The organism is Halostagnicola kamekurae, from assembly GCF_900116205.1.
In the GTDB taxonomy this organism is placed as follows: domain Archaea; phylum Halobacteriota; class Halobacteria; order Halobacteriales; family Natrialbaceae; genus Halostagnicola; species Halostagnicola kamekurae.
In genome coordinates this window covers 394,400-406,499 of record NZ_FOZS01000001.1, presented here as the reverse complement: position 1 = coordinate 406,499, position 12,100 = coordinate 394,400, and the positions used below count along the sequence as shown (strand labels likewise).

Here is a 12,100-nt window from a genome sequence, read left to right as displayed (position 1 = left end):
GTTACAGGGGCGCACCGACGAGAACGAGCTTCGCCGATTCGTCGCCCTCGTTGTGGATCTGTCGCTGCACTTCGGTGTCGATTCGAAGCGCCTCGTCCGTCTCGAGGGTCACCGACTCGTCGTCGAGATCGACCGTTACCGTCCCGTCGACGACGTAGTACACCTCCTCCTGACCGGTGTGGGTTTCGTCGTGGGCCTTCCCACTAACGCCGGGCTCGAGCTCGAGGATCGAAATGCCGAGCTCCTGGGTCCCGAGATCCTCCTTGAGAAACCACATGCCGCCGCTTTCTTCCGGAAGGATCGATTCGGGATCGGTCTTGTGAGCGGTCTCGTAGGACATGGTCGAAGGAGCATCCTACAGCAGTATAGAACCGCCGGAAGTGGAAACGAATCGAGCGGCGTCCGACGACGGCTGCGAGCAAGCGCCAGCCGACGACAGTTGCCGTACCGAGAAGCCTCGAGAATCGCCAGCGTCGGCTACGCGAAATTGACACCGAAAGAAACGCACGGGGAGTCGCCCCGTGCGGACTGCCGTTCGTATCTACACCTTGTGACGAGAAGCACTTAAAGGGGGCGACGAACCAGGAGCCGTCAGACGGGCCACCGGGCCAACGTCCCTTCCGAAAGGTTGAATCGCGCGCTGTCCCGAATACGGGTAATGAGTCAACAGCTTCCCGACGTGCAGGCGACGGCCCCCGACGTCACCGTCGGCCTGAACCAGGTCGGCGTCACCGGCGTCGAGAAACTCGTGAAGATCGCGCGCACCGGCAAACGCCCGCTCGTGCTGACCGCGGAGTTCGAGGTCTTCGTCGACCTCCCCTCCTGGCGCAAGGGCGCGGACATGAGCCGCAACATGGAGGTCATCGACGAAATCCTCGAGGAGGCGACCCGGGAGGAAGCCTACCGCGTCGAGGACGTCTGTGGCGACGCCGCCGAGCGACTGCTCGAGCGCCACGACTACACGTCCAAAGCCGAGGTCTCGATGGAGGCGGAGTTCATGCGCCGCGAGCAGACGCCCGCGTCGGATCGGGAAACCCAACACACCGTCGACATCATCGCGTCGGCGACCGCGACAGAAGAGGGTACCCGCGAGGAGATCGGTGCCCACGTCGTCGGCATGACCGTCTGCCCGTGCTCGCAGGGCATGTCCACGGCGCGAGCGAAGCAGAAACTCGAGGACCTCGAGGTGCCCGAGGAGACGATCACGGAGTTCCTCGATGCGGTCCCGCAGCCGGGCCACTCCCAGCGTGGGCACGCGACGGTCACGGTCGAGGCTGACGGCGATCCGGAGGTCGACTTAAACGAGATCATCGACATCGCGCGCGAGTCTATGAGCGCGAAGATCTACAACCTCGCCAAGCGCCCCGACGAAGACCACATGACCTACGAGGCCCACGCTGACGCCAAGTTCGTCGAGGACTGCGTGCGGGCGATGGCCGAGGGCGTGGTTTCGGAACTAGACCACCTCGACGACGACGCCGTGATCACGATGATCCAGTCCAACGACGAGTCGATCCACCAGCACAATGCCCACGCCGAACGCGTCGTCGAGATGCAGACGCTTCGCGAGGAAGTCAACGGCGACCTCGAGCGCTAAAGCGACGACCTGTTGGCGGCTCGAACGGCTGTATCCGTCAGTTTTCCACGCGCGTTCACGACCCAGAACACGACTAGAAGGAGCGGAGCGAATCAGAACAGCGGAACACAGCCAGAAGCAGCGGAACACAATCTGGAGAGCACCGCTCTCAAGGACCAGTAACAGCCACGACCTCCCCAACCGATTCACTCGATCACTGCGTTCTCTCGTTCATCCCTCACGCGGATCGGATCGCACCGCTCGCGTCGCTCGCGGTGCGGCCCAGCGCGTGCCAGTGGAAAAGCCGAGCCGTTCGCGGCTCGGGTTCAAAACTCGAGCGGCGTCGCCCGTTCCCAGGTCGGGTAAAACTCCTCGTGGACGTCGGCGGCGAACTCGGGGTCTTTCAGGTCGATCATGCCGAAGACCTCCTGTGACGCGAGCGGGTTGGGCACCTGAATGCAGACCTCGACGCTGTCGATGATGTTGAACGAGCCGGTGACGTCGTCGCTGGTTCGAACGGCGAAATCCTCCCGCTGCTGGAGCGTCTTCTGATACCGCTGGCCGACGTTTTCGGAGAGCGAGGCGACCAGTTCGCGCGTCATCAACACGTCGACAGAGACGCCCCGATCCAGCGCGTCCTCGAGGTGTGCCAACACTTCGTCACCGACGGTTCGGATGTCCATCCGCGGGGCGGGATCGGCCGCGACCATCACGATGTCCTGGTCCGCCGCGGTGAGCCGTTCCAAGAGGAGGTCGATCGTCTCCTCGGGGCCGACGGAGGCGGTCCAGAACTGCTCTTCGACGGGTTCGGCCGCGTCGAGTTCCGCGGCGAGGTCGTCGACGATCGACTCGTACTGTTCTGCCTTCTCGTCGAGTTCGCGCTTCTTGTCATCGAGCAGTCGATCGAGCGCGGTCGCGGGTTCGACGGCGACGTACTTCTTCGGACGGCTCGCGGTCTGACTTCGAACGAGATTGTACTGTTCGATGCTGTTGAGAACGTCGTAGATCCGGCCCATCGGGACGTCGCTGGCCCGGGAAAGTTCCTTGGCCGTCGTCGGACCGATATTCAACAGCGATCGATACGCGCGAGCCTCGTACTCCGAGAGCCCGAGGTCCCTGAGACTGGCCATACGGATAATAAACCCACTGGAGGAGTATAAACACTACGGTAGTTTTGTCTCTCCCAGGTTCGCACGTTTCGGGCAGTCTATTGCTCGAGTATGGTTCGAACTTCCTCGCTCAACTTCTCGGGAGTTTCAGCGACCGCAGAAGCGCGGTCGCCCCGTTCGACGCGTGCGGCACCTCGCTCCAGTTCCGTCGTCGCGTTCGGAACGACGACCTTCTCGTGGTCCGCGACGCGCAACGCGGCCCGGTGGAGGTCGGTTCCGGCGTCCGTTCCGAGCCGAACGACGAGCGGATCCTCGAGCAGCCGCGCGGCCACGGAGCCGTACTTCGCCATCTGGACGCCGAACCGATCGCTCGCCCCGGCGAAGTCCTCGAGCGTCTCCCGCGCGACCGTCCGATACCGCTCCTCGCCGGTCAGGATCGCGAGGTCGACGAGCGCGTCTGCGAGCGCGACGTTCGCGTCGAGTGGGCGAAGCGACCGCTCGAGCAGCCCCGCGCCGCGGGCCGGGGCGTCGACGAACGAATCGCCGTCTCGGAGCGTCTCGATCGTGACGTCGGCGATATTTCGCGCACCCTCGAGCGTCTCCGCTCCGAGGACGCTCGCGCTCGCGAGCATCGCCCGCAGTCCGCGGGCCTGGGTCAACAGAAGCGGCGTTCGCTCGAGCGAGTCGGTCACCTCGTCGGGCAGTCGATGAGCGACGACGCCGTCCTCGAGCAGGTCGGTCCGAAGCGTCTCGAGCGCGCGCTCTGCGTAGCGGCGAGCGCGCTCGTCGTCAGTGTACGCGAAGTAGGTGAGCAAGGCTTCGATCGCCAACCCGTTCGGTCCGGCGAAAACGCCCGCGTCGACGGGCGGGTCGTCGACGGCCGCTCGGTCGCTGGCCTCGAGGGTGTAGGACCCCTCTTCGCCGGGTGCCTGACTGTTCGCGAACGCGTCGGCGTCGTCGTTCCACAGCGTCGTGGTGAGATACTCGATGGTCCGCGACGCGGGCTCTTGATACTCCTCGCGTCCCGTGTAGAGGTAGGCGTTCGAGAACGCGCGGACGAGCGCGGCGTTCGAATCGAGCAGCTTCTCGTGTTGGATCTCTCCCCAGTCGGCCTGCGCGCCGAACCGGTAGAATCCGCCATCGTACTCGTCGAACAAGTTCGCGCTGACCGCCTCGAGCGAGCGACGCGCCATCTCGCGGTCGCGCTTGAGCGCGAACTCGAGGGCGTCCGGGAGCGGGAACTTCGGCTCGACTCCCCAACCGCCCGCGGTCTCGTCGTAGCTCTCCTCGAGCTGGGCGAGCATCGACCCCTCGACGTCGCTCGAGAGTCGGCCGGCCGGCGGCTCGTCCTCCCGAAGCGGTCGCGGAATTCGACTCGCGTCCTCGCCTTTGGACTCCCACATCGTCCCGACGCTGTCTAGCACCTGGCGCATCCCGTCGGGGCCGAGATAGCCCGCCCCCGTCAACATCGCGCCGTCGGGCGCGAGAAAGACCGTCGAGGGAAAGCCGCCCATGTTGTACCGGTCGCGGACGCGTGGCCGCCGGTCGGCGTCGACGCGTACCGGCACGAACCGGTCGTTGATGTTCGCCGCGATCCGCGGCTCGGCGTAGGTCTGCTCGTCCATCTCGTGGCAGTGATCGCACCACGTCGCGGTGAGCGAGAGCAACACGGGAACGTCCGCCGATTCGGCCTCGTCGAAGGCCGCCTGTCCCCACGCTCGCCACTCGACCCTCGTAACGTCGTCCATGCTAGCCTGAAGGCGGGTCGCGTGCGTAAGGCCTTCGTTCGAGTACAGCACGGAACGCGCTCCAGCGGGGTCCGAAATTCGACGCCGGTCGGCTCGAGGGGTGAGACTAAAGGGTTTTGACCCTCCGCGGCCTAGTGGCGGGTATGCTCCGGTGGCTCTCTGCGCTGTTGCTCATCCCGTTTCTGGACGCGGTACTCCTCGCGCTGGTGTTCAGCCGTACCGAGTTCGGGTGGGTCGCGATGGTGCTGCTGGTCGTTCTGACTGGACTGATCGGCCTGTTGCTCGTCCGCGCGGAAGGGCGACGAACGCTCGGGAAGATGCAACGCACGCTGGCGAAGGGAGAGCCGCCGACGAACGAACTGCTCGACGGCGGCCTGTTGATCGCCGCCGGTGCCTTCCTGCTCACGCCGGGACTGGTCACCGACCTGGTCGGCTTTCTCCTCGTCGTTCCGATCACCCGAATCCCCATTCGAGCGGCGCTCAAGCGGTTCGTGATCGTCCCCTACGCGGACAAAAAGACCAGCGGATTCATCAGCGGCAACGTCTACACGTTCGGGTTCCCCAACGGCGGCGATGCCGGCGGACGGGGAACCGGGTCGACGCAGTCGAACACCGCGTCGAGCTCGAGTGAATCCAGTGACCGAACGTACGACCTCGACGACGACTCCTACACGGTCGAGTCGGACGGAGGAGACGACGAATACACCATCGAATTCGGAGACGAGGAGTCTCGGGACGACGAGACGGACGGCGACTCCTACGCTCGGTAGCGGTTCGCACGGGTATAAGAGAAAGAAACGCTTAAACGTACCTGCCCGCAACTCACTGATGCGAAGCGGGCCAATAGCTCAATTAGGTCGAGCGCCACTCTGATAAGGTGGAGGTTCTCGGTTCAAATCCGAGTTGGCCCATATTTTGCGGCGAGCAACTCCGCGAGCCGTAACTATTGAATCCAACTCGGATTTGAAGTACGCGAGTCGCAGCCCGGGAAGCGAACGAAGTGAGTGACCCGGAACGTCTCGAGGTGGTTCAAATCCGAGTTGGCCCACTTCTGATGACGAGCAAATTCGCGAGCCATAAGCTCGTGTTGCCACGAGGATTTGAGCCCTGGAAGTCGCACGCTCACGAGCGGAGCGAGTGAGACCGTCTTCCTTCGGTTCAAATCCGAGTTGGCCCACTTCTCGTGACGAACAAACTCGCGAGTCGCGAGTGCGGAACCGATGGTTCTCGAGGAGCGATTAAACGAGCTACTGAAGGAAGATGATTGCTGCTCAAGACGTTTCGTCCGGGTCGTAACTGCAGACGAAGTGGCGGTCGCGGTTGTCGGCGATGTATTCGTAGATTCGTTCGCCGACCATCCTGACCGGCGGGAACGCCATCAACAGCGTGATCGGCGCGAAGATTCGGAACTGCTTGAACAGGTGCCGGAAGGCGTCGTAACCACCGTGAGCTTCGCCATCGCGGAAGAGGTACATCTCCTTCTCGAGGTCGACCCCGTCGCGATCGACCAGTTCGGGCGGGGCGTCCGACTGGGTGTAAAACTGGACCGAATCGTTGACGTCGAGGTGCTTGAAGAGATAGAGGCTCCGCGCACAGAAGTAACAGCGCTCGTCGTAGACCAGTTGGACCGCGTTCGTTTGATCCGCGGCGAGTTTCCGGTAGGCGACGTCCCACGCACCAAACAGCGAGAGCACGACGATCATGTCGATGAAGTACAATCCCAGGGTGAGAATCACGGCGACGTGAAAGCCTATCAAGCCGAGGACGAACGGGGTTACCGTCACGCCGAGGACGACCGCGACGATAAACAGCGACTGAACGAGCGCGGTCCCGACGAAGCCGAGCCAGGCCAGGAGTTCGTGCTGGACGACGAATTCCCCGATGGGTCGGGATACCCCGGTTGCAGCCTGATTGTAGATGATATCGCGCTGGAGGTCGGCACCGGAGAGGTAGATGTCGAACGAGCCGTTGAGCAACTTCCCCCACGCAGCACCGAAATACATGAGTCCGACGACGACGAGCATCCATTTGAACGGCCGCATGCGGTAGGACCGATCGGATCCCTCCTTGAGGAACCGGTTCAGTTGCTCGAGCGAGTTCTCTTTCGTCTGGATCACCGCGTCCGCAGACATCGCATCGTCGTTGTGGAAGAACGCGAAGAACAGAACGAAATACGAACAGACGAACAGCGACTCGACGGTTCCCGACAGGTAAACCGTCGCCTTGACCGACAGCATCTCCAACAGGATGAGACTCGCGAGGCCACCCGACCACTTGATCTTGTATCCCACGATAAAGGACACGAGCAACCCGGCGACGAGCCATCGCTGGTAGGGCAACAACGCCAGGAGCAGGTCTTGATGAAGGAAGTCGATACCGATATTGAGGGCGTGGGGCCACTCCTGGTAGAAGCCCCAGTCGAGAAAGACGACGCGCCAGAGGAGGTACGTCCCGAGCGCGACGCGAGCGACGGCGAGATTGATCGGAGACGAACGAGAATCGTCGGCGAAGTAGTTGATAAACGCGCTCATGAGTTGTCGTGTTCGGTGATCGACTTATCGTCGACGTCGACCGTCAGCAGCAGTCGTCTGTCGTGTGATTCGAGTTCCGTATTATCCTCGTTTACCGTCAGCGTTCGCTCGTAGATGCGAATGGATTCGAACTCCCCGTACTCCTCGAGGGTCGAAGCAGTCCACTGCTCGTCGTCGACGTACCGCGGTGGATCGATCAGATCCGTCGGCGGTGGATACGCTCCGGATTCGATGGCAGATCGGTACTCCTTGGCATTTGAGAGATAGAACTCCGCGGTTTCCATCCGTTCCTGATCGGAGTAGGCGTCGACCATGCGCCAGGCGACCGTCGAGGAGCGGCTGTCGGTCGTCGGCGGCGTCGCACGGTAGTCGTAGAACAGTTCGTTTCCGTCCGCATCGACGACGACGAACTCGTAGGCCGTGTTCTGTTCCTCGCTGGGGTGTGAGAACTTGTGCATTTCGACGATGGGTATGAGCGTCGACCCGAGCGCGGTTACCGCGACGAGGACGAGAATGAATGTCCCAACCCAGGCCTTCCTCGCGAGTTCTCGATCCGGCAGTATTTCCCGGTCCGAAAGCGCGAGCAGGACGAGTGTGCCGAGGAAGAACCCGACGAAGAACACGGGGAATATTACGTTTCGAAAGTCCGAGAGCAACTCTAACATTGAACCATCTCTAATCCATCTTATCTGAAATGTCTGTATAGTAGTTCCGTACGTTCATTACGTTCATCAGCATTAGTCGACCACCTATCAGGTTGTTAAAACAGTTTCAGCGTGCGGTGAACCGGTGAAATAACCCGTCGATCGGCTCTAATAGACTGTTAAACGGTCGTCGTGGACGCCGTCTCGAAGGGCGTATCGATACCAGTACGGGCCTGCCAACCGCCGACCGAACGAGACGGCCGGAACCAGTTTCACTGTCGTTTGCGACCATTTATACGCGATGGTGACCGAACAAGAGGTCAATGGCGCAAGCGGGAAACTCCGAACTCGTCGACGCGTTCGAGCAGTTCTTTCGGAACTACTGCGACAACGAGGTGAAACAGCTTGCCCAGCAGTATCCAAACGAGCAGCGCTCGCTGTTTATCGACTGGCAAGATCTCTATCGCTACGACCCCGACCTCGCGGACGACTATCTCAACCAGCCCGAGCAACTCCAGCGCTACGCGGAGGAAGCGCTTCGGCTGTACGACCTCCCCATCGACGTCAGCCTCGGGCAGGCGCACGTCCGCATACGAAACTTACCCGACACCGAGTCCCCGGAAATTCGGGACATCCGCGCCCAGAACATGAACAAACTCGTTCAGGTTCGGGGCATCGTCCGCAAGGCGACCGACGTCCGCCCGAAGATCGAAGAAGCCGCCTTCGAATGCCAGCTCTGTGGGACTCTCAACCGGATTCCACAATCCACCGGCGACTTTCAGGAACCCCACGAGTGTCAGGGCTGTGAACGACAGGGGCCGTTTCAGGTGAACTTCGACCAGTCGGAGTTCGTCGACGCCCAGAAGCTTAGAATTCAGGAAAGTCCCGAAGGCCTGCGCGGCGGCGAGACGCCCCAGGCGCTCGACATCCACGTCGAAGACGACATCACGGGAGAGGTAACACCCGGGGATCACGTTTCCGCCGTCGGTGTCCTTCGCCTCGAGCAACAGGGCAACCAGCAGGAGAAGTCCCCGATCTTCGATTTCTACATGGAAGGGGTATCGGTCGATATCGACGAAGAGCAGTTCGAGGACATGGACATCACCGAGGAGGACAAAAAGGAGATCGTCCGCCTCTCCACCGAAGACGGCATCTACGAGAAGATGGTGGCCTCGATCGCGCCGTCGATCTACGGCTACGAGCAAGAGAAACTCGCGATGATGCTCCAGCTCTTTTCGGGCGTTACCAAGCAGTTACCCGACGGCTCGAGGATCCGCGGCGACCTGCACATGCTGTTAATAGGGGACCCTGGTACGGGTAAATCTCAGATGCTAGGGTATATCAGGAATATCGCACCGCGGTCCGTCTACACCTCCGGAAAGGGTTCGTCCTCGGCGGGTCTGACTGCCGCTGCCGTTCGCGACGATTTCGGCGACGGACAGCAGTGGACGCTCGAGGCCGGCGCGCTGGTTCTCGCCGATCAGGGAATCGCAGCGGTCGACGAGTTAGATAAGATGCGTTCGGAAGACCGCAGCGCCATGCACGAGGCCCTCGAGCAGCAGAAGATCTCGGTCTCGAAGGCGGGGATCAACGCGACGCTCAAATCGCGGTGTTCGCTGCTGGGCGCGGCAAACCCCAAGTACGGTCGCTTCGACCAGTACGAGCCGATCGCCGAACAGATCGACCTCGAGCCGGCGCTGATCTCCCGGTTCGATCTGATCTTTACGGTCACGGACAATCCGGACGAGGAGAAAGACCGGAACCTCGCAGAGCACATCCTGACGACGAACTACGCCGGGGAGTTGACGACCCAACAGGAGGAGATGACCTCCCTCGAGGTATCGACCGACGAGATCGAAGAGATGACCGATCAGGTCGATCCGGAGATCGACGCCGAACTCCTGCGAAAGTACATCGCGTACGCAAAACAGAACTGTCACCCGCGGATGACCGAAGAGGCCAGAGAAACGATTCGAGACTTCTACGTCGATCTGCGGCTGAAGGGGACCGACGAAGACGCGCCCATTCCCGTCACCGCACGGAAGTTAGAGGCGCTGGTTCGCCTCGCGGAAGCGAGCGCGCGGATCCGACTCTCGGATACCGTCGAGGCCAGCGACGCCGAACGGGTCGTCGAGATTGTTCGCTCGACGCTACAGGACATCGGCGTCGACCCCGAGACCGGCGAGTTCGACGCGGACATCGTCGAGGCCGGGACCACGAAGTCCCAGCGCGACCGGATCAAGAACATCAAACAGCTGATCAGCGACATCGAAGCGGAGTACGACGACGGCGCGCCGATGGATATCGTCCTCGAGCGGGCAGACGAGATCGGGATGGACCAGTCGAAAGCCGAACACGAGATCGACAAGCTCAAACAGAAAGGCGAGGTCTACGAACCGAGTACGGACAATCTCCGGACGACGTGATCTGCCAGGAGTCAGCCGACGCGGCCGCAAACGAGTCGTCCGCGAGTTTAAGTGCGGTAACGGGGCCAATGGCGGCATGGTCGACATCGCTGCGAGTACCGAACGTCGCGACGGCGTGACGTTCGTCAGCGCTATCCTCACGAACGATCGGACGACTCCACAGCGGGTTCGCCTCGAGAGCACGCTCGAACCGGTCTGGCCACCGCGACGAAACGGCGTCGTCGTTCCCGAGTGGGACGGCGAACGCTGGCAGGGACGACTCGAGCCAGACAGTCGGCGCGGAATCGGATTCGCGAGTCCGGCAGCGACGACGGACGAACCGCTCAGATTCGTCGGTGCGAAGCGAGCAGCGGATCGGGCGAGGATCGACACCCAAGTGATCCGCTCGAGTCTCGAACGATGGGAGCCGCCGGCGGAAGTCGACGGGCGACGATGATAGTCGCCGTCGCTGGCGGGAAAGGTGGCGTCGGAAAGTCCACCATCGCGTTGAACCTCGGAGCGGAACTCGACGCGCTCGTCGTCGACGGGGACCTCGCGATGGCGGATCTTCCCCGCGGACGTGGTCCCGACCTCCACGACGTACTCGCTGGACGAGCGGATCCGCTTGAGGCGGTCCGACGCGTCGGAGCTACGCACCTGCTCCCGTGCGGACGATCGTTGGCCGGCGCTCGAGCGGCGGATCTGGGACGGTTCGAGACGGTCATCGAGGGCGTCGAACGGGAATTCGGGCGCGTCATCATCGACTGTCCCGCGGGACTCGCGAGCGACGTCGGCACGCAGTTACACGTCGCGGATGTGGTCGTCCTCGTCACGACAGACACGACGGAAGCGATCGCCGACGCGCTCAGAACGAAACGACTCGCGCTCGAGGCAGCGACGCCGGTCGGAGCGGTCGTACTGAATCGAGCGTCCGTTAGTGCCGACCGCGAGCGGACGATCGAACGCACGCTCGGCGCGTCCGTCGTCACCGTCCCGAGTTCAGAGGAGGTTCACGATGCGCGTACGACGGGACGGTCTGTTCGAGAGTGCGCTCCCGACAGCGTCTCGGCGACGCGAATCGAGACGCTCGGAGAAATCATCGCACGGTGCGAACAGAAGTAACGACCGGTTGTACGCGCTATCCGGATGTCGATGTGTCCGTATCGGCGACTAACACTCCTCGAGAAGACGAATCGTCGAGCGAATCGTGACCGGGTTGACGTCGGCGACCGCTCCAGCAGACGCCTGCGTAATCCCCGTACAATCGGGACAATCGTTGGCCGCGACGTACAGACACGCTGCTGCGACGCCGCCCGGGTGTCGACCTCCGACCACGCGGTTTTCGAGAAGCGTTTCGACGTGCTCTCGAGCGCACTGTTCGATCGTCGTATCGAGATCGAGTTTGGATGCGAACCGGGGGAGATACTGCGTCGGATCGATCGGTCCGGTTCGGAGCCCCAATTCCTTGTTGAGCGCATCGTACGCCGATTTGAGTTCGGACTCGTCGGCGCGAGCGACGTCGACGACTTCCGAGAGCGTTCGAGCCATCGATACCGTTCGACAGACTGCATACACCGCCGCTGCCGCGAATCCCTCGAGCGATCGGCCGCGAAGGAGGTCCTCCGACTGTGCGGATTTAAAGAGCGAGCAAGCCTGCTCGCGGGTCGAGTCCGGAAGCGATAGTTCGGTCGTCAATCGCTTGATCTCGGTGAATCCGTACACCTGATTTCGCTCTGCTTTCGTAGAGATTCGGGCCCGATTGTGTTCTCTGCGCAGCCGCGCGAGCTGGCGGCGTTTCCGACCCGTCAGTCGCGATCCAGAGCCGGAGCCGTATCCGATTTCCGTTGACAGGCCCCGATCGTGTCGAGATCGAGTCAGGGGAGCCCCAGTCCGACGCCGATCGGTATCGTCGTCCTCGAACGAGCGCCACTCGGGCCCGTGATCGATGGCGTTCTCCTCGGTGACGAGCCCACACTCCTCACAGACGATTTCGGTGCCGGTGGTTCGAAGTTGTCCATCGCATTCTGTACAGTTCAGGTTTGTATTGCCGTCGTCCATTCGCCTCTCGTGATAATATACTAATACCA

General features: G+C 62.0%; 11 protein-coding genes and 1 tRNA gene. 6 read left to right on the top strand and 6 right to left on the bottom strand.

Annotation, left to right across the window (positions count from 1 at the left end):
• Window position 1: 1 nt before the first annotated feature.
• Window positions 2–340, bottom strand: a complete 339-nt coding sequence (locus BM348_RS02035; RefSeq protein WP_092901265.1) for a cupin domain-containing protein — start codon at window positions 338–340, stop codon at window positions 2–4.
• 318 nt (window positions 341–658) lie between these two features.
• Between BM348_RS02035 and mptA the strand changes: the two genes are divergently transcribed.
• Entirely contained in the window at window positions 659–1,597 is a 939-nt protein-coding gene (gene mptA / locus BM348_RS02030; RefSeq protein WP_092901262.1) for a GTP cyclohydrolase MptA, read from the top strand.
• A 305-nt stretch (window positions 1,598–1,902) separates the two neighbouring features.
• Here mptA and BM348_RS02025 read toward each other — a convergent pair whose 3' ends face one another.
• On the bottom strand, window positions 1,903–2,706 hold the full coding sequence (locus BM348_RS02025) for a TrmB family transcriptional regulator (RefSeq protein ID WP_092901259.1): 804 nt from the start codon (window positions 2,704–2,706) through the stop codon (window positions 1,903–1,905).
• Between the two features lie 77 nt (window positions 2,707–2,783).
• Window positions 2,784–4,433, bottom strand: a complete 1,650-nt coding sequence (locus tag BM348_RS02020) for a DUF255 domain-containing protein (RefSeq protein ID WP_092901256.1) — start codon at window positions 4,431–4,433, stop codon at window positions 2,784–2,786.
• Between the two features lie 143 nt (window positions 4,434–4,576).
• On the opposite strand from BM348_RS02020, the gene BM348_RS02015 reads away from it, so the two are divergent.
• The gene (locus BM348_RS02015) at window positions 4,577–5,203 is read left to right on the top strand and encodes an FxsA family protein (protein WP_092901253.1); all 627 of its coding nucleotides are present in this window, start codon (window positions 4,577–4,579) and stop codon (window positions 5,201–5,203) included.
• Between the two features lie 67 nt (window positions 5,204–5,270).
• Window positions 5,271–5,344: transfer RNA gene (locus BM348_RS02010), tRNA-Ile, on the top strand.
• Window positions 5,345–5,704: 360 nt separating this feature from the next.
• On the opposite strand, the gene BM348_RS02005 is transcribed toward BM348_RS02010, so the two are convergent.
• Window positions 5,705–6,964: a thiol-disulfide oxidoreductase DCC family protein gene (locus BM348_RS02005; RefSeq protein ID WP_092901251.1), complete on the bottom strand. Its 1,260-nt coding sequence runs from the start codon at window positions 6,962–6,964 to the stop codon at window positions 5,705–5,707.
• The gene (locus BM348_RS02000) at window positions 6,961–7,629 is read right to left on the bottom strand and encodes a hypothetical protein (RefSeq protein ID WP_092901248.1); all 669 of its coding nucleotides are present in this window, start codon (window positions 7,627–7,629) and stop codon (window positions 6,961–6,963) included. The genes BM348_RS02005 and BM348_RS02000 overlap by 4 nt, the downstream gene beginning before the upstream one ends.
• Before the next feature lie 302 nt (window positions 7,630–7,931).
• On the opposite strand from BM348_RS02000, the gene BM348_RS01995 reads away from it, so the two are divergent.
• The 3 genes from BM348_RS01995 (at window position 7,932) to BM348_RS01985 (ending at window position 11,135) form a co-directional block, all read left to right on the top strand.
• Window positions 7,932–10,034: a minichromosome maintenance protein MCM gene (locus BM348_RS01995; protein ID WP_092901245.1), complete on the top strand. Its 2,103-nt coding sequence runs from the start codon at window positions 7,932–7,934 to the stop codon at window positions 10,032–10,034.
• Between the two features lie 76 nt (window positions 10,035–10,110).
• On the top strand, window positions 10,111–10,470 hold the full coding sequence (locus tag BM348_RS01990; protein WP_092901242.1) for a DUF7857 domain-containing protein: 360 nt from the start codon (window positions 10,111–10,113) through the stop codon (window positions 10,468–10,470).
• Window positions 10,467–11,135, top strand: a complete 669-nt coding sequence (locus tag BM348_RS01985) for a MinD/ParA family ATP-binding protein (protein ID WP_092903544.1) — start codon at window positions 10,467–10,469, stop codon at window positions 11,133–11,135. The genes BM348_RS01990 and BM348_RS01985 overlap by 4 nt, the downstream gene beginning before the upstream one ends.
• Window positions 11,136–11,183: 48 nt before the next feature.
• Here the strand turns inward: BM348_RS01985 and BM348_RS01980 are convergent, their stop codons facing one another.
• The gene (locus BM348_RS01980; RefSeq protein WP_092901239.1) at window positions 11,184–12,071 is read right to left on the bottom strand and encodes a transcription initiation factor IIB; all 888 of its coding nucleotides are present in this window, start codon (window positions 12,069–12,071) and stop codon (window positions 11,184–11,186) included.
• Between the last annotated feature and the right edge of the window lie 29 nt (window positions 12,072–12,100).